The 22,375-nt window shown below is 42.8% G+C and carries 20 protein-coding genes and 1 other annotated feature; of the genes, 10 read left to right on the top strand and 10 right to left on the bottom strand.

The features are described from left to right. Positions 1-186 precede the first annotated feature (186 nt). From pnp to celB, 3 genes are all read left to right on the top strand, one after another. The gene (pnp, locus tag IGJ01_RS14655) at positions 187-2,304 is read left to right on the top strand and encodes a polyribonucleotide nucleotidyltransferase (RefSeq protein ID WP_077452226.1); all 2,118 of its coding nucleotides are present in this window, start codon (positions 187-189) and stop codon (positions 2,302-2,304) included. A gap of 210 nt (positions 2,305-2,514) precedes the next feature. Then, a complete protein-coding gene (locus IGJ01_RS14650) occupies positions 2,515-3,915 on the top strand; it encodes a glycoside hydrolase family 1 protein (RefSeq protein WP_429969678.1) in 1,401 nt (466 codons plus the stop codon). A 2-nt stretch (positions 3,916-3,917) separates the two neighbouring features. After that, a complete protein-coding gene (gene celB, locus IGJ01_RS14645) occupies positions 3,918-5,258 on the top strand; it encodes a PTS cellobiose transporter subunit IIC (RefSeq protein ID WP_034872146.1) in 1,341 nt (446 codons plus the stop codon). Between the two features lie 81 nt (positions 5,259-5,339). Here the strand turns inward: celB and IGJ01_RS14640 are convergent, their stop codons facing one another. The 5 genes from IGJ01_RS14640 to mvk all read right to left on the bottom strand — a co-directional run bounded on the left by IGJ01_RS14640 (position 5,340) and on the right by mvk (position 11,636). Beyond that, entirely contained in the window at positions 5,340-7,262 is a 1,923-nt protein-coding gene (locus IGJ01_RS14640) for a heavy metal translocating P-type ATPase (RefSeq protein WP_221928391.1), read from the bottom strand. A gap of 294 nt (positions 7,263-7,556) precedes the next feature. After that, a complete protein-coding gene (gene fni, locus IGJ01_RS14635) occupies positions 7,557-8,597 on the bottom strand; it encodes a type 2 isopentenyl-diphosphate Delta-isomerase (RefSeq protein WP_060791520.1) in 1,041 nt (346 codons plus the stop codon). After that, positions 8,594-9,676 (bottom strand): phosphomevalonate kinase, encoded by a 1,083-nt coding sequence (locus IGJ01_RS14630; protein WP_005233792.1) that lies wholly within the window; start codon positions 9,674-9,676, stop codon positions 8,594-8,596. The genes fni and IGJ01_RS14630 overlap by 4 nt, the downstream gene beginning before the upstream one ends. 36 nt (positions 9,677-9,712) lie before the next feature. Further along, a complete protein-coding gene (gene mvaD, locus IGJ01_RS14625) occupies positions 9,713-10,711 on the bottom strand; it encodes a diphosphomevalonate decarboxylase (RefSeq protein ID WP_060791519.1) in 999 nt (332 codons plus the stop codon). Then, positions 10,704-11,636 (bottom strand): mevalonate kinase, encoded by a 933-nt coding sequence (mvk, locus tag IGJ01_RS14620; protein WP_196043781.1) that lies wholly within the window; start codon positions 11,634-11,636, stop codon positions 10,704-10,706. The genes mvaD and mvk overlap by 8 nt, the downstream gene beginning before the upstream one ends. Before the next feature lie 305 nt (positions 11,637-11,941). Here mvk and IGJ01_RS14615 point away from each other — a divergent pair, with 305 nt between their 5' ends. Next, positions 11,942-12,586: a deoxynucleoside kinase gene (locus IGJ01_RS14615; protein ID WP_008379503.1), complete on the top strand. Its 645-nt coding sequence runs from the start codon at positions 11,942-11,944 to the stop codon at positions 12,584-12,586. A 90-nt stretch (positions 12,587-12,676) separates the two neighbouring features. Continuing rightward, entirely contained in the window at positions 12,677-13,582 is a 906-nt protein-coding gene (locus IGJ01_RS14610; RefSeq protein WP_008379505.1) for a magnesium transporter CorA family protein, read from the top strand. Here the strand turns inward: IGJ01_RS14610 and IGJ01_RS14605 are convergent. Then, complete coding sequence (locus IGJ01_RS14605; protein WP_005233801.1) at positions 13,579-14,214, bottom strand: pentapeptide repeat-containing protein; 636 nt, start codon at positions 14,212-14,214, stop codon at positions 13,579-13,581. The genes IGJ01_RS14610 and IGJ01_RS14605 overlap by 4 nt on opposite strands. A 332-nt stretch (positions 14,215-14,546) precedes the next feature. Between IGJ01_RS14605 and nox the strand changes: the two genes are divergently transcribed. From nox to IGJ01_RS14580, 5 genes are all read left to right on the top strand, one after another. Continuing rightward, a complete protein-coding gene (gene nox, locus IGJ01_RS14600; protein WP_081117741.1) occupies positions 14,547-15,881 on the top strand; it encodes a H2O-forming NADH oxidase in 1,335 nt (444 codons plus the stop codon). A 102-nt stretch (positions 15,882-15,983) separates the two neighbouring features. Beyond that, positions 15,984-16,107: a sequence feature (ribosomal protein L20 leader region), on the top strand. Between the two features lie 47 nt (positions 16,108-16,154). Beyond that, a complete protein-coding gene (gene infC / locus IGJ01_RS14595) occupies positions 16,155-16,676 on the top strand; it encodes a translation initiation factor IF-3 (protein ID WP_005228103.1) in 522 nt (173 codons plus the stop codon). Positions 16,677-16,736: 60 nt separating this feature from the next. Further along, the gene (gene rpmI, locus IGJ01_RS14590) at positions 16,737-16,937 is read left to right on the top strand and encodes a 50S ribosomal protein L35 (protein WP_003128650.1); all 201 of its coding nucleotides are present in this window, start codon (positions 16,737-16,739) and stop codon (positions 16,935-16,937) included. Positions 16,938-17,000: 63 nt separating this feature from the next. Further along, complete coding sequence (rplT, locus tag IGJ01_RS14585; protein ID WP_003128653.1) at positions 17,001-17,360, top strand: 50S ribosomal protein L20; 360 nt, start codon at positions 17,001-17,003, stop codon at positions 17,358-17,360. A gap of 194 nt (positions 17,361-17,554) precedes the next feature. After that, the gene (locus IGJ01_RS14580) at positions 17,555-19,174 is read left to right on the top strand and encodes an ABC transporter ATP-binding protein (protein ID WP_244732458.1); all 1,620 of its coding nucleotides are present in this window, start codon (positions 17,555-17,557) and stop codon (positions 19,172-19,174) included. Positions 19,175-19,198: 24 nt separating this feature from the next. Here the strand turns inward: IGJ01_RS14580 and IGJ01_RS14575 are convergent, their stop codons facing one another. The 4 genes from IGJ01_RS14575 to IGJ01_RS14560 all read right to left on the bottom strand — a co-directional run bounded on the left by IGJ01_RS14575 (position 19,199) and on the right by IGJ01_RS14560 (position 22,166). Beyond that, on the bottom strand, positions 19,199-19,774 hold the full coding sequence (locus IGJ01_RS14575) for a helix-turn-helix transcriptional regulator (protein ID WP_244732456.1): 576 nt from the start codon (positions 19,772-19,774) through the stop codon (positions 19,199-19,201). 445 nt (positions 19,775-20,219) lie between these two features. After that, on the bottom strand, positions 20,220-21,224 hold the full coding sequence (gene srlE / locus IGJ01_RS14570) for a PTS glucitol/sorbitol transporter subunit IIB (protein ID WP_074536805.1): 1,005 nt from the start codon (positions 21,222-21,224) through the stop codon (positions 20,220-20,222). A gap of 27 nt (positions 21,225-21,251) precedes the next feature. Further along, positions 21,252-21,773 (bottom strand): PTS glucitol/sorbitol transporter subunit IIC, encoded by a 522-nt coding sequence (srlA, locus tag IGJ01_RS14565; RefSeq protein ID WP_074536804.1) that lies wholly within the window; start codon positions 21,771-21,773, stop codon positions 21,252-21,254. Beyond that, positions 21,774-22,166, bottom strand: a complete 393-nt coding sequence (locus tag IGJ01_RS14560; RefSeq protein ID WP_194188211.1) for a transcriptional regulator GutM — start codon at positions 22,164-22,166, stop codon at positions 21,774-21,776. It abuts the gene before it with no gap. Positions 22,167-22,375: the final 209 nt, after the last annotated feature.

Below are 22,375 nucleotides of genomic sequence, written 5' to 3'. Positions count from 1 at the left end.
GCCATCTAAAAAGTGAAACACCGAAAGAGCGGCCTTTTGACTGGTGAATCAAAAAGCGCAGCTAAAAAGAATTTTGGGTCCTTGTAAGCAGCATCCTACTAACCAAATGAAAGCAGCGGAACGTCATTCCGATTTTTTCATTTGTTTAGTAGTGACTTGCTGGGATCCGATGAAAAGGAGCAGAACATGACAGAAAAACAAGTATTCAAAACAACTTGGGGCGGCCGCCCATTAGAAGTAGAAGTTGGCCAATTAGCCAAACAAGCAAACGGAGCTGTATTGGTTCGTTATGGCGATACGGTTGTCCTAAGCGCAGCGGTTGCATCTAAGGAAGCAAAAGATACCGACTTTTTCCCATTAACAATCAATTACGAAGAAAAAATGTATGCTGTAGGGAAAGTACCTGGTGGCTTTATCAAACGGGAAGGACGTCCAAGTACGGAAGCAACCTTGACTGCCCGCTTGATCGATCGTCCGATCCGTCCAATGTTTGCGGAAGGTTTCCGTAACGAAGTACAAGTAACAAACATCGTAATGAGTGTTGAACAAGATTGTACGCCAGCAATGGCGGCAATGTTAGGTTCTTCTTTAGCATTGTCTATTTCAGATATCCCGTTTGACGGACCGATCGCTGGTGTTGATGTTGGTCGGGTCAATGGTGAGTACGTCTTGAATCCAACAGTAGAACAAGCAGAACAAACTGATATCGAATTGACAGTAGCTGGAACGAAAAAAGCTATCAACATGGTTGAATCAGGCGCGAAGGAAGTTTCTGAAGAAGACATGTTAGGTGCGTTATTATTCGGTTTTGATGCTATCAAAGAATTGGTTGCCTTCCAAGAAGAAGTTGTCGCAGCTGTGGGCAAACCAAAAATGGAAGTCAAATTGTTACAAGTAGATGCTGACTTGAAAAAAGAAATCTTCGACGGCTACTACCAAACAATGAAAACTGCTGTTATGACTGAAGAAAAATTGGCTCGTGAAGACGAGATCGATAAAGTCAAAGACACAGTGAAAGAAGTGTATGCAGAAAAATTTGCTGGACATGAAGAGGAAGCACAATTCTTGAAAGAAGTGAAACAAATCGCGGAAGATCTTGAAAAAGATGTGGTTCGCGAATTGATCACCATCGACAAGATTCGTCCGGATGGCCGTCAATTAGACGAAATCCGTCCATTGGCATCAGAAGTTGGCTTATTGCCACGTGTTCATGGTTCTGGTCTATTTACTCGGGGACAAACCCAAGCATTGTCTGCTTGTACATTAGCACCTTTAGGCGAACACCAAATCATTGATGGATTAGGGGTTGAAGAATCAAAACGATTCATCCACCATTACAACTTCCCTCAATTTTCTGTTGGTTCGACTGGTCGTGCCGGCTCACCAGGACGTCGTGAAATCGGTCATGGTGCATTAGGCGAACGTGCCTTAGCACAAGTGATTCCTGATGAAACAGACTTCCCTTACACAATCCGTCTCGTTGCAGAAGTATTAGAATCAAATGGTTCTTCTTCTCAAGCAAGTATCTGTGCAGGAACCTTAGCATTGATGGATGCAGGGGTGCCAATCAAAGCACCAGTTGCAGGTATCGCAATGGGACTTGTATCTGATGGTGAAAACTACACGATCTTAACTGATATTCAAGGCTTAGAAGATCACCTTGGCGATATGGACTTTAAAGTTGCTGGAACCAAAGATGGGATCACTGCGTTACAAATGGATATCAAGATTCAAGGAATCACTGAACAAATCTTGACAGAAGCATTAGATCAAGCGAAAAAAGCACGGATGGAAATCTTAAATGAATTGACATCAACATTGGCTGCTCCTCGTGAAGAGTTAAGCCAATACGCACCGAAGATCGAAATGATCCAAATCGATCCTGCGAAGATCAAAGATGTAATCGGTAAAGGCGGCGACACCATCAATGGCATCATTGATGAAACTGGCGTGAAAATCGATATTGATCAAGACGGAAAAGTTTCGATTGCTTCTGCTGATGCAGAAATGATCCAAAAAGCTATCAAGATCATTGAAGAATTGACGAAAGAAGTAAAAGTTGGCGAAGTGTACCTTGGGAAAGTTGTCCGTGTTGAAAAATTCGGCGCGTTTGTCAACTTAATCAAAGGCAAAGACGGCTTAGTTCACATTTCACAACTTGCGAACGAACGGGTCAACAAAGTAGAAGACGTTGTCAAAGAAGGCGACGAAATCTTAGTGAAGGTCACAGAAATCGACAAACAAGGCCGTGTGAACCTTTCAAGAAAAGCACTATTGAACGAAGATAAAGCAGAGCAAAAATAAGCTGCTACTTCTAAATCATAAGCAAAGTCTAGGAAACTGGACTTTGCTTTTTTTGTGTCTAAGTAGCACATCTTCAAAAGGGTCTTACTTGACAGGAGTTATTTTTTGCGTTACCGCGAAAAATAAGAGATAATTCAGAATATTGTCTTTGCCATGCAAGCAATAATTCTAAGATGTTAAACGCATCTTATTTAGGATAAGGAGTACGATATGAAACAAACATTTCCAACTGATTTTTTATGGGGAGCATCGATTTCCGCTCACCAAACCGAAGGAGCGTATCAAACCGATGGCAAGGGACTGAGTGTCCAAGATACTCGTCCAAGAGACAACCACAAGATCGCGGATTTTACTGTGGCTGTCGACCATTACCACCAGTACAAAGAGGATATCGCCTTGTTAGCAGAAATGGGGATCAAAATTTTCCGCTTTTCGATCGCTTGGTCGCGAATTTTTCCAGAAGGGCGCGGTACTATTAATCAAAAAGGCTTGGATCATTACAGCGATGTCATTGATGAATTGCTGAAACACGGCATTCAGCCCTTTGTAACGTTGAACCATTTTGACTTGCCGCAAGCATTGGAAGACGAAGGCGGCTGGACAAAACGCAGCACCGTTGAGGTATTTGCCGCATACGCCAAAACGCTGTTTACAGCCTATGGGGATCGAGTGACGCACTGGCTGACGATCAATGAACCAAATATCATGCTGCTGGTGGATCAAAAAATATTAGGGAAAAAGATTCCATTATCAGAAAAATACCAGCAATTTCATCACCTGATGATCGCTGAAAAATATGCTTTCGAAGCGTGTCATGAAATCGTACCGAATGGCAAAATCGGACCGGTCCCAAATATTTCCTTGGTCTATGCGGCGACTAGTCGACCAGAAGACAACCAAGCAGCGTTGTATTTCAACAGTGTCCGGAACTGGGCGTACCTTGATTTCGCCTGCTTCGGTCGTTACAATACGGTCTTTCAAGATTATTTGAACCAAAATGGGCTCACGATTGACTTTGGTCCGGAGGATAAGGCGTTGATGGAACGGGCTAAGCCTGACTTTGTCGCGATGAACTTCTACACCACAGTGACAGTGGAGCAGCCGACGGAAGCTGGGGACATGAAGAACGGTATCAGCGATCAGCAAAGTGAAGACATTATGGAGCGTGGTTTTTACAAAGGGTTCACCAATACGTTCTTGAAGAAAAATGCCTTCAATTGGACCATCGATCCCTTGGGGCTGAAAACGACGTTGCAAACACTTTATGATCGTTACCACTTACCGATCATCATTACCGAAAACGGCTTAGGGGCCGAAGACCATCTAGAAGCAGATGGCACGGTTCATGATCCGTACCGCATCGACTATTTATCGCAGCATATCAGCCAATGCTTAGCCGCGATCAATGCTGGGGTGGATCTGATCGGATACAGTCCGTGGTCTGCCATTGATTTGATCAGTGTACATGAGGGGATTCGAAAACGGTATGGCTTCATTTACGTGGATCGCAATGATGCAGAGGAAAAAGAACAAAAACGAGTGAGAAAAGACAGCTTTTATTGGTATCAAAAGCTGATTGAAGAAGGGGCGATCCCTTCGTTGGAGGAGTAACGATGACAAGTGTTTTTACCTTTTTAGAAACGCGTTTGATGCCGCCTTTGAATAAGTTGGCGAATTTACGCTTTATTCGCGCAATCATGCAAGCAGGGATCATTACGGTCCCTTTTACGATCGTCGGATCGATTTTTTTAATCATCAATAATTTACCACAAATCATTCCACCACTGGCTGGCTTTTTTGAACAAACGATTTTACGATTTTCACCACTTTATAGTGTCGTAACTACCATGTCTGTTGGCTCGATTGCTGTTTTTTATTGTTTAGCAACAGGGTATTATTTAACTGAGATTTATCATAAAGAAGAGCATTTGACTATGAGCAGTTTTGTAGGGGCGTTATTAAGTTTGTTTGCCTTTTTAATGACGATCGTCCAAGTCGATATCACAGATGGTGCGGCACAATTGCTGCAGTCAGAAAGCGAAACCGCCATTGTTTATAATGGGGTCGCTTTAGGCGGTTGGATCACTCGCTTCAGTGGAGTAGGGATCTTCATCGGGATTATCACTGCAGTACTTGCTACGTCAGTCTATCGTTTTTGTGTAAAAAGAAAGATCACCATCCAGATGCCTGAAGGAGTTCCCGATGGAGTCAGCAAAGCATTTGCGTCATTGATCCCAGCGATTTTGATTGCCTTTTTGATGGTGGCGATCAATGGAGTACTGGCGGTTTTCCACACGGATCTTCACGGATTGCTATCCAAACCATTTGAATTCGTGAAGGAGTTGACGGGTTCTTGGTTAGGAATCATCGTGATTATGCTCCTTATCCACCTCTTATGGGCAGTGGGGGTTCATGGGACGGCAGTTATTAAAAATAGTTTCATCAATCCCATCCTATTGGTGGCTCTAACTGAAAATATCGATGGTGCCAATAATATTTTTGCTGGGGATTTTGTGAACATGTATATTTTTATGGGCGGCGCAGGAAGTACACTTGGATTGGTTTTATTGATGCTGTTTGTGGCAAAATCACAACAGCTCAAAGTCTTAGGAAAAGCAGCGATCTTACCGGGGCTTTTTAACATCAATGAACCAGTGATCTTCGGGGCACCGATCGTCTACAATCCGTATTTGATCATCCCCTTTATCGTAACACCTTTGATCAACGTGACGATTGCTTACTTTGCTAGCTCGTTTGGCTTTGTCGATAAAGTCATTACGGGAATTCCCTGGATTTCACCGGTGGGCATAGGGGCGTTTTTAGGAACCGGCGGTGATTTCCGAGCCATCCTGATCGCTTTGATCAACTTAGGGGTTTCCATTCTCTGCTATTATCCATTCTTTAAGATGTACGATGGCAAACTCTACACGGAACAACTTGCCAATCAAGCATAAGTAGAAAAAACAGCAAAACGCCCGTTGATGGACTTCTAGTGAAGTGCCAACAATGGGCGTTTTTGCTAGTGCAAATAGTGGTCACGTATGCAAAGACTGTTGATACAAGACACAATCATCGCAATCTTTGCGGGTTGGTTTGGCTTGCTGGGGTGTTTCTTTGTGTAATGGCAAAAGCATACGCAATCCGTTTAAGATAACTAAGATCGTGCTTCCTTCATGACCCACGACCCCTAGAGGTAGCGTGAGAAATTCAAGGAAGTTTGAAGCGATCAGCAACAAGATGACACTGATAGAAAAGACGATGTTTTGTTTGATGATCCGCTGTAATTTCTTAGCCAAACGGTGACTGTCGACCAAACGCAGCAAATCATTTTTCATCAAGACGATGTCCGCCACATCCATTGCGACATCTGTTCCTTCGCCCATCGCGATCCCTACACTTGCGGTCGCTAAGGCGGGGGCATCATTGATCCCATCACCGACCATCGCATTGATTTGGTAGGTTTCTTTCATTTCTTTGATCCGAGTGGTTTTCTCATCAGGCAGGCAATCACTTTCGTAGTCAGACAAGCCGATTTCTGCTGCGATCACTTTAGCAGTACCTAAATGATCACCCGTCAGCATCGTCGTGTGAATTCCTTGCTTATTGAAGTAGGCAAGACTCTCACGAGCTTCAGGACGGGGCTGATCCAATAGTGCTAAATACCCTGCTAATACACGGTCTCGATTGATATAAATCAAGGTTTTTCCGGCTGCTTTCAATTCTTGGATGCGGGTTTGCTCACTGGCAGCAACAGAGGTTAAATCGACTTCTTTTCCAATCGTCCAATGGGCAGCTTGGTAAGTGGCGGCTAGACCGATCCCCGCTTGTTCTTCCACGGCTAATTCCAATGGCTTTTCATCGTGAAAATACGCCAAGATCGCTTCAGCCAATGGGTGATTTGATTGTTTTTCCATCCCGACGATCAGTTGGGGAATAAAGGGTTCATCCAGCAACAGATGAACATCAGTAACAGCAGGTTTGCCTCGAGTCAGCGTTCCGGTTTTGTCAAAAGCGATCGCTTTGACATTGGCAAAGGCATCCAAGGCTTGTCCGCCTTTGCATAAAACGCCCAAACGAGCAGCGTGAGAAATGGCTGCTAACGTCGCAGGAGTAGCAGAGGCGACTAAGGCACAAGGGGATGCCACTACTAGTAAGACCATGCCACGATAAAAACTTTCTTGGAACCCCCAATTCGTGAAAAACGTACACAAAACGATCATTAGTGGGACGGCGATCAGGACGATCGGCACATAGATCCGTTCGATTTTTTCGATCAGGGTCGCCGTTTGACTTGGCATTTGCTGCGCTTCTTCCACCAATTGAATGATTTTTGCAAAGCGGGTGTTTTCACTCGTTTGAGTAACTTCAATGTACAATGGCTGCCCAAGGTTGATGGTTCCCCCAAAGACTTCACTGCCTAAACGTTTCTCGACAGGAATGGATTCGCCACTGATGGCCGCCTCATCGACACTGCTGGTTCCTTGGATCACGATACCGTCGATCGGGATCGCACTGCCTTTTGCCACCATAATCGTATCTTTTAACTGAAGGGCTTCGACTGGTACTTCGACGAGCTCCCCAGATTCAATCATTTTTAAGGCAGTCGTTGGTTGCAGTGCCATTAATGAACTAATTTCTCGCGTACTTTTGTTGGTCGTATATTCCTCAAGGGCACCGCTCAAACAAAAGATAAAGGTCAGCATCGCCCCTTCAAACCAATGCCCAATGATACAGGCACCAATGGCGGCTAACGCCATCAGTAGATCGACGTTCAACCGTTTGTCGTGCACCAATTCTTGCGTGCCTTCCCAGGTTTGTTTCCAACCCCCGGCAAGAATCGCTAACAGATAAGGGACAAAGCTATAAGGAATGGAAAAAGATGCCATAAGAAAGCCAGTTGCCATCAATAGCAAACAAGCAATCGTTGAAAAAACAGCCGACGATTCGGATTTACTCATAAGAAACGCCTCCTTTTGAATGTAGTCTAGGAATGAAAAAACCGATCCTTTTCTCAAGAAACAATCGATTGTTCCTCCCTCAACTTGAGCATAGCACATTCGAAAACAAGATGGTAAAAAAACAACGTACCTGATAATGAAAGTGATTATCAAGTAGCGATTAAATAACGCTACTATCCAAATGATAAATGGAAACTCACTATTATAGAAAAAAGAACACAAAAAAAGCAGCACAATAAAAAACGAATTGTACTGCTTTTACTTATTTGATGTGGTAGTCAGCGATTGGATCTCTCAACGCAAACTATACTTTGCTAAGGGAATTTGACGTGCTTCACACCACTCTTTGACAGCGCCAGAAAAAATCAGCTGAACCTTGGTGAGGTCTTTAGTGCTTGTCTGTCCTGCCATTGTGTAGAGCAGCTGCAGCTGTTCCTTCCATGATTGTAAGGTGGCGATGGTTTCTTCTTTGCCTTTTGACAAAAGCAGCACGAGGATCGTGGCGGATAGTCCTACGCTATCCGCACCAAGGCAAAGTGCTTTGAAGATATCGTAAGCATCCCGAACGCCGCCTGAAGCGATGCGGGTAAAGGGCTGTTGGATCTCATTTGCTTCCAGCAAGGAAATCACGGTGGATTGGCCGAAGGTATCAAGATACGCCAATTCACGTTTTTTTCGACGAGCATTTTCGATTTGCGTAAAACTTGTGCCGCCGCTACCAGCAACATCAATCGTTTGTACGCCGATCGCCAGTAACTGCTGGATCGTTTCACGGGACATCCCAAAGCCGACTTCTTTGATGACAACCGGAACGGCAACGGAAGCAATCGTTTTTTCCAATAAGGACAGCCATTGGCTAAATTGACGATCGCCTTCGGGCATCACTAATTCTTGTGGTGCATTAAGATGGATCTGCAAGGCGTCGGCGCCAAACAGTTCTACTGCCCGTTGTGCATTTTCAACGGGACTGCCCGCACCAATATTGGCTAATAAGAAGCCGTCAGGATTGGCTTTGCGGACGATGCGGAAAGAATCGGCGACACTTGGGTCTTTTAAGGCAGCCGAAACGGAGCCGGTTGCCATCATCAAATCACAGGCTTGCGCGATCTCTGCTAACTCTTGATTGATTTTTAAGGTTTTTTCACTGCCGCCTGTCATGGCATTGATGAAAAAAGGGCTGGAAAATGAGCGGTCAAAGACAGTCGTCGTAATTGCCACATCAGCCACGTCAATTTGCGGAAAGGACTGGTGGACCAAGCGAACTGCATCAAAATCGTTGCTGTGTTCTTTATGAAACGCTTTTGCTAAGGAAACATGTTCATCTTTTCGATTCATGATAGGTCCTCCCGGTAATGGTAAACATGCAGCGGCAATGGGGTGATCTCGGCTTTTTCCCACGCACTCATCAATGGTAAAATACCGGTTTTCTGGTCAACGATCACGATGCCGCAATCGCCACCGCCGGCACCAGAAGATTTGGCTGCGCCACAATAATTTTCTGCTAGATCACAAAGCTTTTTAAGTGCGGGGGTTTCAATCGGTACACCAGTTAGTGCAGACAACTCTCGCAGGAGCTTTCGATTTTCCGTGATCATTTTTTTGATCGTGCGACTGTCTTCATTTAAGAAGCCGTCGATCAATCGATTGACGCAGTCTTTGCTGGCTGCTAAAAAGGCGGCATAGGCGTTTTCTTTTTCTTCTTTGGATTGATAGACTTGATCCACTAAATCAGAAGTAGAGGCAGGAGAGCCTGTCCAACCAATCAATAGTCGAAGCGATTTCGGAACCGTCAAGGGACGGATCGATAATCCTGGCCAATCGAAAGCGATCAATTCTGTTAAGGTATGGTCCTTTTGTTTGGCTAAGACCCAGTCGTGATCGAAGGTTGAAAAAGCGATCCAGCCGCCATAACAAGAGGCTGCAATATCACCGCAAGACCCATTGCCTTGAACAGCGAGATGGGCAAGAGCCGCAATTTTGAATTGGGTCAACCGATCCATTTCCATTTGATAGTACAGATTCAATGCTTTGACCGTGGCAACAGTCACGGCGCCGCTGGAACCGAGGCCATATTTGCGGCCGTTCGAGTTATCCAGTTCACTGGTCACTTTTAAATCGTAAAAGGAAAGGGGAATGCCTTTTTCTTGGGCATATTTTTCCGTCAGACGAATGGCTGCCAAAATATAGTGGAAAGGATTATCCCGATGGTCTAAGACTAATTCGCCTTTGCGACGCGTCCAGCGAATCGGCAGGTCGCTGTATTGGGCAGACTGGATGCTGCCGTTTTTACGGGCCTCTTCCACATTGACCGTAATAAATTGGTCAACGGCAACGATGATTGCAGGATGACCAGGTTCGACAACAGCGTATTCACCAGCAATAAATAGTTTTCCAGGAACGGATAGTTCAATCATTTCGACACTCCTAATCGATGGCTTCTTAATGGCTTCTTAGTTGATAGGGGAAGATTCTTCCACCGGTAAAAAGGCTAATCCTTTGCCCGCATGAGCAGTTACTAATTGTTCTGAGGCAAAGTGAGCACTTAATTCACGTAAAATCGTTTGTTCTTCTTGTTTTTGGCATAAAACTTTGACATTGGGACCAGCATCCATCGTGAAATAGCAAGCCAATCCTTTTTTTCGCAGCATTCGGACACATTCCATGGCTCGCAAAGATTCAGAAGACCAATAAGTAAAAGGTGGTTCGGCGGCTAAGGTCGTTCCATGCATTTTCAAGGCGTTGGCCTCGGTCGTTTCACCTAAAGCAGTAAAGTCTTTTTCGGCAATCGCTTGTTTCATTTTCACGAGATCGCTCGCAGTGGCAGAAAGCCAGCCTGGATAAAAGCTAGAGGTTTCAACGGTTCGGCGCATCCCCTCACGACTGGAGACTTCTTTGGCTTGTGCGTTGATCAAAATAAAAATCATACTCAATTCTTCTTCCCAGCCATTCGACGGCACTTGGGTGGCAAAAGAAGTCTCATCGGTGCCTTGATGCCATTCAGCAAAACCGCCGTAGATACTCCGACAAGCCGAACCAGAACCGCGACGGGCCAAACGGGATAACTCTTGCTCTGACAAGTTTAAGTCCAGTGCTTCACTACAGGCACCCGCCAATGCCGCTAATCCACTGGCAGAAGAGGCAAGTCCGGCAGCGGTTGGGACGAAGTTTTGACTTTCCACCGTGGCATACCACGGGCAGTCCGCTTTTTTTCGTACCAGATCCAAAAAGTCCGCAACTTTTTTTGTGGCAGCGTCTGTTTGCACCACGCCATCCAGCGTAAAGCGATCCTGTGTAAAATCGGGTGAAAAAGCCACCGTTGTTTCTGTGTAAAAGGCATCGAGGGTCAGGGACAAACTATTGTTCATCGGTAAAATGAAGGTTTCGTCTTGTTTTCCCCAATACTTGATCAATGCGATATTCGTGTAGGCGCGAGCCTTTCCCTTATACATGTTCATAAACTCCTAATCCTTGTATCCATGCCGCACGAGCGCCATCGGACAATAAAATACGGCTGATATTCTCAGCCTGTTCCTTCGTTTTGGTTAGTGCGATCATACAGCCGCCCCGGCCCCCGCCGGTCAGCTTCGCCCCGTAAGCCCCGTGTGCCAATGCTAAGGAAACCAACTGATCCAGTTGCTGATTGCTGACCCCTAACTGCTGCAGTGCCTGATGGGCATTGTTCATGCTTTCGCCTAATACTTCTAATTGATTGGCTATGATGGCCTCTTTGGCTCTTTTGGTTTCGATCCCTAAACGCTGGATCGCTTGACTAGCCAGCTGCTTGCTGGTTTCAAAAAGATGGGCGACACTTTTGACTGCTTCTCTCGTTTGCCCTTTGATTCCAGTATCAGCGACGAGCAAATAACCGTCGATCGTGAGGGGAAACGAAGTGATGGGATGCCCTTTGATAAAGTAAATGGCATCCGTCCCGCTAGCTGCTGCAGCATCGATCCCGCTAGGATTGCCGTGAGCGATTTTTTCAGAAAAGTTGACATAGGTCATCAATTCTTCTTTTGTAAAGTCTTTTTTGATCCAATCAAAAAAAGCGCGAGTCAGTGCAACAGCGACCGCCGCGCTAGAACCCATTCCCCGTTCAGAAGGAATAGTGCTGACGATGGAGGTTGCAAAAGGACCCGTGTGGAAGTCTTGTTGCAGACGATGCAGCAAGTCTTTGACATTTTTTAAGTGGCTAGGGACTTCTTCAAGCAGACCGTGATAGTAACTTGAAATCAAGGTGTTTGTTTCATTTGCTGTGATCTCGACTTGTACTTTTGCTCCCGCAAAAGGGAAAGCAATTGCTGGTTCACCGTAAACAACTGAATGTTCACCCATTAAGATGATTTTTCCTGTAGCTATGCCAGTACCAATTGACATTATTTTCCTCATTTCTCTAGGGAGCTTACCCCACATGATTCATTTATCGTTTGTCAGTCAATTGTAACTATCTCCTGACAAAAACACAATTTAATTAAAGATCCTTTCCTATTTTACTAGAAGAAGGCTCTTTCGTTAAGCATTCCGTATGAGATTTCAAAAAAAAGCAAAAATCTTTAAACTTTTATTGAAAAAATTCTTAATCTGTGCTTCAAAAGTTTCAGTTGACGGCACAAGATATAGTGTTGTATAGTTGATATCGCAAATGCAACATACAATATTTAGTGATGAGTGAGTTGGGGGATATGAGCGTGATCGTATTAGCAGGAACGATTGGTGCCGGTAAATCAAGTTTGACCGCATTGATCGCCAATCATTTTGGCAGTCAAGCCTTTTATGAATCGATCGATGACAATGAAGTGTTACCATTATTTTATGCAGATCCAAATAAATATGCGTTTTTACTGCAAATCTATTTCTTAAATAAACGATTTGAAAGTATCAAGCAAGCCATGAAAGACGACAATAACGTCCTGGACCGTTCCATTTATGAGGATTCACTGTTGTTCCATTTAAATGCGGACCTTGGGCGAGCGACCGATACCGAGGTCAAAGTCTATGATGAATTGTTAGCCAATATGTTAGAAGAGCTGCCGTATGCAGCCCACAAAAAGCATCCAGATCTTTTGGTGCATATTCGCGTTTCTTTTGAAACGATGCTCGAGCGTATTGAAAAACGTGGGCGGGAATATGAGCAGTTGACCTTTGATCCTTCGTTATACGACTATTACAAAGAGTTGAACAAACGCTACGATCAATGGTACGAAGAGTACAATGAGAGTCCAAAGATCCAGATCGATGGCGATCAATTCAATTTTGTCGAAGACCCGCAAGCGGCACAGGCCGTTTTAACGATGGTGGAAGAGGCCTTGAAAGACGCCCGTAAATAAGTAATAGCCAATACAGCCAGGAAAGTCCTTTGATTGGGCTTCTGGCTGTTTTCTTTTATAATAGAAGAAAGCAAGAGTGGAGGATGGATTGTGGAAAACAAACATGTCTTTTATGACGGAAACTATGAATGGATTCAAGTCGACCAACAAGACGCAAAAAGCGTGATGGCACTGCAAAAACAATATCATTTGTCTGACGAGATGCTTACGTACTCTTTAGATAAAAACGAACGCGCGCGGGTCGAATATGATGCCGAAGAGGAAGCATTGCTGCTGGTTTTCAATGTACCTCAGCAAGAAAAGCGTGAAAATCATTTTGAGACCAGCCCGATGACGTTTATTTTAAAAAGGAAGCAACTCTTTACTTTTGCATCCCACAATACCCGTTATGTGATTCCAATGATGGAGCGCTTGATCCTGCAAAACCCGCTGCAAACGCCCATTCATTTTTTGTTTCAAAGCTTGTTCTTGATTTCTGGCACGTTTTTTCCGTTAGTCGAAGAAGTCAATAGTGAGCGGATTCGCTTGAATCAGCGACTACGGGAAAAAACAACCAATAAAAACTTACTGCAAATGTCTGATTTGGAAGTTGGACTGGTTTTTTTAGTGTCTGCCACGAAACAAAATGCGGTCCTCTTGGAGCAAATCAAAGCATTATCCATTTATCGTTTGATGGATGATGATGAGCGGGAACAACTGGATGATGCCTTGATCGAAGCCAAACAGGCAGTGGAAATGACCCAACTGGCATTCCAAATTTTGGAACAATTGTCTGGTACCTACAATAATCTATTAAACAATAACTTGAATGATACCATGAAGTTTTTGACCGTTTGGTCCCTCTTATTGACTGTGCCTTCCATCGTCACCAGTTTCTTTGGCATGAATGTTCCGCTGCCTTTTACCAATAGTATTTTCGGTTGGGGTATTGCCTTGTTGATCAGTTTAGTGTTATCCGTCTGGATGTTGATTGCTTTATGGCGCAGAATTCGTTAGTCGATCACCAAACCTAGACCGGCGGCGATGACCAAGGCTTGTTCTTGATCGACTGTTAGTCCTCGCAAGTGTTCAAAGGACAACGCGATCTTTTGAAATTGATTGGTCCGAAAATCTAAAGTTGCTAATTTTGTGTGAAACCAGTTGCTATTGTTCAACTGGTTTTCTTGTAGCGTCAAGTGTTTCCAATCCATCTCATAAAACTCACTGTCGTTTAGTTGGCACTGACGAAACAGCATCGTCCGTAAATTGGTATTGCTAAAAGAAGCAAAGTTTGCCACGCAATCTTCAAAGGTACAGTCACGGAAATAGCTTTCCGCAAAATTCGTACCAGTCAATTTACACTGTTTAAAGTGAACACGATGAAAGCTGGCACCAAAACATTCCAGATTAGAAAAATCGCAGTTCTCAAAGAGGACATTTTGACATTCCCATTGACTCAAGCGTGTTTTTTGCATCGTCACTTTCTTGAAATGACATTGCTTCAAGATAAGGTTTTTGCAAGTATCATAGCTATAATCACCGCCTTCGAACACCCCCCCTTCGAAAAGCAGTTCTTCTTCTAAATAAAAATCCTGTGGCTCTAATGCCGACAATAAGGGCGGTAGTGGCAATACGATTTTTTTCTTCATCAAGATCCCATCCTGTATGTTTTTCTCTCAGTATAACACGGCGAATCGATGCCGCGATAGTTACGAAAAAGCGGCAGGGTATTGTGAAATTTATTCAATCGGTTTGCAGAATGCTTTTATAACAAGGAAAATCTTTGATTTTTAATACATATTTTTTCACAATCTTTTTACTTGCAAGACGAAAATAATTTTGATATAGAAACTTAACCCGCTGAAAGTGACGTATATCAACGAAAAACTGTCACAAATTTTTAAAATCGCGAAAAAGTTGATAGTTTTCAAATTCACAAGCGAGCTATAATGACAATGTAAACAAAAGGAGGAAATTTTCCATGACAAAAACAGTTATTATCGGTGCAAACCACGCGGGGATTGCTGCTGCCAATACACTATTAGATAACTACAAAGACCAAGAGGTCGTAATGATCGACCGTAATACAAACTTAAGCTACCTAGGTTGTGGGACTGCTTTATGGGTTGGACGTCAAATCGATTCATACGAAGGCTTGTTCTATACAAAACGTGAAGATTTTGAAGCAAAAGGTGCAAAAATCCATATGGAAACAGTGGTTGACCATATCGATTTTGAGAAAAAAGAAGTACACGCTGTGACCAGTGAAGGTGAAACGATCGTTGAATCTTATGACAAAGTTGTCATCGCAACTGGATCTGTTCCGATCTCACCCAAAGTACCTGGACGTGACTTGAAAAACATCCATTTCTTGAAAAAATTCCAAGATGGACAAACGGTTGATAAAGAGTTAGCCTCAGAAGACGTGAAAAACGTTGCCGTTATCGGTGCTGGTTACATCGGTGTTGAAATTGCTGAAGCAGCAAAACGCCGTGGTAAAAATGTGTTGCTTTTTGATGCAGCGACACGGGCATTGCCAAACTACTACGACAAATGGTTCACAGAAGATATGGACAAAAACTTAGCTGACAATGGCATTGAATTGCATTTCGGTGAATTAGCACGTGAATACAAAGGAACAGAGAAAGTAGAAGCAGTTGTAACAGACAACGGCGAATACCCAGTTGATCTAGTGATCAATGCGATCGGTTTCTTACCAAACAATGAGCTAGGCAAAGATCATTTGGAATTGTTTGCTAACGGCGCGTACTTAGTGGACCGCCATCAACGGACAAGCGATGCAGATGTTTACGCAGTCGGTGACTGTGCAACTGTGTACTCAAATGCTTTGCAACAAACAACGTATATCGCATTAGCAACGAATGCCGTACGTTCAGGGATCGTCGCTGCCCATAATATCGGTGGAACTTCTTTAGAATCAACAGGTGTTCAAGGATCAAACGGGATTTCGATCTTCGGCTACAACATGGTTTCAACTGGCTTGTCAGTAGAAGCTGCCGAACGTAATGGCATGAAAGTGAAATACTCCGATTACGAAGATACCCAAAAACCAGGCTTCATGAAAGAAAATGCGACAGTTAAGATCCGTATCGTCTATGAAGAAGAAACACGCCGCATCGTTGGTGCACAAATGGCGTCACGTACATCTGAAATCGCAATGGGCATCCACATGTTCTCACTAGCGATCGAAGAAGGCGTAACGATCGACAAGATGAAGCTATTAGATATCTTCTTCTTGCCTCACTTCAATCAACCATACAACTACATCACGATGGCTGCGTTGAAAGCAGAATAAGAAACACGAAAGTCGGAGCGTATGCTCCGGCTTTTTTTTTTTGAAACAATCATGAAAACTGTTGACAATAAGAGGAAAAAGCAGTATACTATAAAAGTTGAGAAATAAAAGCAGAAGCACCCGCTTCTCGCCTGAGTGAAGATATCGCTGGGCAGAATAGGATTCCTACTATTTATTTGTGTGGAGTACGTGCGGGTTCGTGAAGAACTCGTTTTTTTATTGTCTGATTTCGAATCGACAAGCTTTTCTTTCTCTCAAAAAACTCGGAGGTGAATGACCATAGCAAAGGATATGATGGTAAACGACGGCATTCGTGCACGTGAATTGCGTTTGATTGATCAAAACGGCGAACAACTTGGTGTAAAGAGTAAAGCTGAAGCATTGCAAATTGCAGAACGAGCAAACCTTGATGTGGTATTGGTGGCACCAAATGCTAAGCCGCCAGTAGCAAGAATTATGGATTACGGGAAATTCCGCTTTGAGCAACAGAAAAAAGACCGTGAAGCTCGTAAGAAACAAAAAGTAATCAACATTAAAGAGGTTCGTTTAAGTCCAACGATCGACGTCAATGATTTCAACACAAAATTGCGTAATGCACGTAAATTCCTTGAAAAAGGGGACAAAGTGAAAGCTTCGATCCGTTTCAAAGGCCGTGCCATTACCCATAAAGAAATTGGTCAGAAAGTGTTAGATCGTTTGGCGGAAGAAACTGCTGATTTGGCAACTGTTGAGCAAAAGCCAAAAATGGATGGCCGCAGTATGTTCTTAGTATTAGCACCAAAAAACGATAAATAATGACTCACTGAGTTTCAGTTTAAAGTCAGATAACGAAAGATTTTGAGGAGGAAATTAGTTATGCCAAAACAAAAAACACACCGCGGATTAGCAAAACGCGTAAAACGCACTGGCGGCGGCGGATTGAAACGCTTCCGTGCCTTTACCAGTCACCGTTTCCACGGCAAAACAAAAAAACAACGTCGTCAATTGCGTAAAGCTTCAATGGTTTCAGCTGGCGATTACAAACGTATCCGTCAACAACTAGCACGCATGAAATAATTGCGTAACCCAAGCTTCACGTATACAAACAATTATCGATTTTCATATTAGGAGGAATTATACATGGCACGTGTTAAAGGTGGAACAGTAACTCGTAAACGTCGTAAAAAAGTGCTTAAATTAGCAAAAGGTTACTACGGTTCTAAACACACTCTATTTAAAACAGCAAAAGAACAAGTAATGAATTCATACAACTACGCATACCGCGATCGTCGTCAAAAGAAACGCGACTTCCGCAAATTGTGGATCGCTCGTATCAACGCAGCGGCTCGTATGAATGGCTTAAGCTACTCAAAATTGATGCACGGCTTGAAATTAGCTGAAATCGACATCAACCGCAAAATGTTAGCTGACTTGGCTGTAAACGATGCAACAGCATTTACTGCATTAGCTGACCAAGCAAAAGACGCTTTAAACAAATAATCAATCGTTGGCAACAACGTTAGCCCCGCTCTTTGAGCGGGGTTTTTTTGTTTTTCTCGATGACCGAGGAATGGTTTCTCACTATCTTTCATACGGTTCTTTCCATTAAGCGAAAAATAGATTATACTTTTGAAAGCGGTTATTTTATTTATCTCACGACTTTTTCACGAACACTGCAGCAAAAGGAGCTTACGATGGCGATTGATTTATGGCGGCATTTTAAAAAAGGATTGACGGTATATATTGGGATTGGAATTGCGGTCTCATTTTTGAGTGCTGCGAATGTCTTTTATTTTCAAAAATTACTCGATTCATTTGGCAAGACATTTGATTGGTCAGTTGTTTTTATCTATGGGTTAACGCTTGTACTGGTACCGCTCTTGTCCTATCTCGAGCAGAAACCAAAAACAAAATTGCACAACAGCATGTATTTCTATCTCAAAGAACAAGCTTTAGTAAAAATCAGCAAGATTGCCTATTCCGAATACTTACAAATCGGCTCTGGAGCACTCTTACAGAAAACCGAAGCAGGAGCAGCGGCTGGCAGAAATATCCATTTGAATTTTTATGGACGCTTGTTTAAAGAATTGCTTCCCGAAACACTGTTTAACTTAGCTTTTATTGCTATGATCGATAAAAGGTTGATTCCAGCGATCCTTGTGGGCTATCTAGTGGTGTTTATCGTGACCAATTTGCTTTTGAAAGTTTTACGCTCTCTCAAAGAACGTGCGCTAGTTTCAGAAGAAGCCATGAACAGCACCTTTATCCGCGGATTAACGGAAATGGTCACGTTTCGGATCAATAAACGGTTTGAAAAAGAGATCGCACAATATAAAAATATGTCTGCTGACACAACAGAACGTTTGACGAAAATGACGATGATCCATGAGTTTTTCTTTGGTTTTTTTGCAGTTTTAGTCGCATTGATCAAAGTCGCAATTGTGGTATTGGCATTCACAAATCAGATTACAGTCAGCTTGGGCGGTTTAGCAGCACTGATTATTTATGTGGATCGAATCTATACGCCTGTTGCAATATTTAACGTGATTTTTGTTCAATACAGCTTAGATAAAGTTGCCTTTGCACGGTTAAATGAATTTTTCTATCTGCCAGAGGACAAAGCATTAACACAAGGAGATGCATTGTCTGAAACCATCAACTACATCACAGTTAAGGATCTATCCGTCATACTTCAAGAAAAGAAAATCTTAACCGATAGCACACTGGAGCTGAAGCGGGGAGCGATTTATGGGTTAGTAGGAGAAAGCGGCGCAGGAAAATCAACGCTGGTCAAAACGATTTTAGGCTTGTATCAGCCGACGACCGGTGCGGTCCTGATTAATCACAAAAATTTAGTTGCTTACAACTTAAATGATTACTATCAGCATGTCTTTTATCTATCGCAAGATGCGCCAATATTCCAAGGAACGCTGAAAGAAAATATCATTTTTGATAAGGAAATCGCAGACGAGGAAATCATAGCGGTATTAGAAAAATGTCAATTAGGCGCATTCTATCAGGCACTCAAGGGAGGACTGTCTGCTGAAATTGGAGAAAAAGGAGCCAACCTTTCTGGTGGGGAAAAACAGCGGATCGCTTTTGCCCGATTGTTTTTCACAAACGCAGAAGTCATTGTCCTTGATGAAGCCACATCGGCTTTAGATGAAGCAACAGAAGAAAAGCTTTTTGCAGCGATCAAAGACCAATTAAAAAATAAACTAGTCATCATGATTACCCATCGTCCGAAAAACTTGGTTTATGCGGATGAGATCATTGAATTGAAAAAAACACAGGTTGAAGCGGCTTCATCATAAAAGCAGCTTCAACCTGTGTTTTGATCAGCGCATCAGTAAATGCGGCAGTGTACTAAGCCATGCGATGATGCCGACAATCAAGGCAAAGACCAAGACGATGACTGTTTTTGAGAGGAAATCTTTTTTGATGTCCCGCTTTTTCCTAATGGCATCGAGGTCTTGATTTTCCATGAAGGCAACGATCTCTTTATACGTTTTGATATTTTGGGTTTTCTTGATTTTTTCGATCTTCAATGCGGCATACATGGAGACGAGCCAAAAACATAGAGGAGGGGCAATCCACCAGTGTCCTGGTAAAAAGAGAGCAGGCCCAACAGATAATGCGGCCAACAATGTAAAGACCAACATTATTTTCGTGTAGTGATCCATTGCTGTTTTCTCAATCGTTTCTTTCATTTGTTCAACATCCCCTTTGACTAATTCATCTAAAGAAACATCAAATAGAACACTGAGCAATAATAAGTTGTGAACATCAGGATAACTTTTTTCATTCTCCCAATTTGAGATCGTTTGTCGGGAGACATAGAGTTTTTCTGCCAGCCCTTCCTGAGAGAGACTTAATCGTTCCCGATGTTTTTTTATTTGTTTGCTTAAGTTCATTTTATCCGCTCCTTCTATCATTAGTTTAGGCCAATGTCTGTGTTCTAACGATCAAATGTCTTTGACAATGCCTTGAAATTAAGTGTCAAAATGTTTTTACAGTTGGGTTTGGGCTTTTTATAACAATATTATTTTTAAACTTAAGATAATAAGCAAAGGTATTTTTTTCTTCACTTTGTTTTTTATTTGTATCGATCTTTCTCTAGTAAAAAAAGAGAATTTGAACTATCTAGTATCATCTTATATACTCGATCTTTCTCTATTATTCATCAAATGAAGGGGGAAAGAAAGGAAAAGAGAATATTTATTTTCCTATCTTCTGTACTACGATTTTTAACATAAAGGAAGAAAAATGCTTTTTAACAGGAAAAGACCAATCTAGTAACCACGCTAGATTGGTCTTTTTGTAAGTTTAGCAAGATACTCGAATAAATAGGCGACTTCCTCAATACAACCCAAAACTAGCTAACCAAGCCAGAATCACTGCTAAGGGACCAGTGAGTAAGCGAGAGAACAAAACGGCAGGGACACCGACTTCTACGGTGTAAGGCTCAGCTTCGGCTAATGTGAGACCGACAGGGGTAAAATCTGCACCGGCTTGAGAATTGATTGCAAAAAGAGCGGGTAGTGCCATGGCGGGAGCGATCGTGCCTTTGCCAATCTCTACTCCTAACAATACGCCGACGACTTGAGCAATGACGGCACCTGGGCCTAGAACGGGTGAAAGAACTGGAATTGAACAAATAAGAGATAAGATCACGAGACCAACGATACTACCAGATAAGGGAGTGACACCGCTAGCGATGATGTCGCCAATGCCTGTATAATTGATGATCCCTACTAACATACTGACAAATGCCATGAAGGGAAGAATATTTTTGATTACGATTTCGATCGTATCACGACCCGCTTGGTAAAAGATTCCCACAATGTTGCCGACGGAACGACCAAGGCGATTGATGAAACCTAGAAGCCCTCCTTGTGATTCAGCGACTTTTGCTTTAGCAGCAGTGACCTGTTCTTTTTTAGTAGGTGTTGGTTCTTCCACTTTTTCGCTTGTTACCGAAGATTCTGTCATTGCTTCATCAGAGCTGTAAACGTCATCTATGGTGACGCCTGAGACAAAATTCTTTTCATTGATAAATTTCATTAACGGACCTGAAGGAGTAGTAGGATGGAGATTGACGGTCAAGACATTTAATTTGGGATAGACACCGCAACGGGCAGTCCCTCCACAATCAACAACCGCACAGATCATTTGACTTGGTTCCACTTTTTCTTTAAATCCGTCGATTGCTTCCACACCCAATTGTTCAGCAATTTTTTTCGCCACTGGATGGATACCTCCGCCTGTGATGGAAGCAACGACGTTTTTTTCAGTCGTGGGTTCTAGCGTTAGTGGACCACCCCAACCCTTCGTTCCATGTTTGACAATAACCGTTTTTGACATTGTTTTTCCTCCTCTTTCCAATGAACATCATTCAGTGGTTTCTTTCCACATCAGTTTCGTTAATAATTCTGTGACAACGCCTCGAATGGTGATAACAACAAGACCGACTAGAAAATAGCGGACAGCTAACGGCATGGTGGATAAGCCTAAAGTAGTTAAACCAGAAGCAATACCAGTCCAAACAAATAATTCACCGGCATTTGCATGGGGAAATAAGCCAGTGATGGGATGGACCAAAGAAACAGCTGAATCGTAGAAAGCCGGTTTTTGCTTTTCTTTCAAAAAACGCCCAAAGGAGTAACACATTGGGTTCGTAAGGAAAAAAACAGCGAGAAGCGGAAAAATACTATAGCGTAAAATGATATTTCGGGTACAGATTTGAGCGAACTTGGAAACGCGTTCCTCCCCAATCAATGCAATCAGTGCATTGACGAATGTGAGTAAAACAATCAAAGTTGGTAAGATACCAGTGATCAAACCCACTAAGTTTTCCCCACCAGCATCAAAAATACCAATAAAATTTTCAGCAATCATTACTAGGAAATCCATTTACACTACCTCCAGTCGATTTTTTTCAGATTGAATCAATTGAATTGCTTGTTCAAAAGCAGCTTTCCTTCTTTTATTAGCAAGTAATGGCATTGTTTCCGTTGTTTTCTTTCCGATAAATTCTTGATGTTCTTTAAACCGGGCAAAGATCGTGATGCCAGCCATTTCTTTATAAGTCACGATACAATCCTGTTCATCTGTAACGACTAGCAGGACGATGCCGCGACCTAGGTTAAATTTTGCCTTTGAGATTCCTACACCCAAAAAACCAGTATTTCGTTTTTTTAATTCGTTTATTTCCTTCCCATAGTTTTTGTGCTGCAAGTAGGACAAGAAAATCTGAATGAACCAACAACCGGCTAACAATAAAACAAGTTCCTTGTATTCCTCCATCAAGTAATCCCTCATTTCTCAATTTGTTTGGAAGCGCTTTATAAGAAAAGCTTAAATTGTGAATTTGTGAAAGTCAATATGAAATTCACATATTCTTCATGTTGGAACATATGTTAAGTTTGTGAAGAAAAGGGAACGTTAGGTAAAGATGCATCGTTCGCAGCTGAATTTTATTGGAAGCGTTGACAAGGGAATCTTGGCCTACTAGT

Origin of the sequence: Enterococcus sp. AZ089 (genome assembly GCF_050547225.1) — a bacterium.
GTDB classification, from domain to species: Bacteria; Bacillota; Bacilli; order Lactobacillales; family Enterococcaceae; genus Enterococcus_D; species Enterococcus_D entomosocium.
This window is presented reverse-complemented; position numbering and strand designations above follow the sequence as displayed.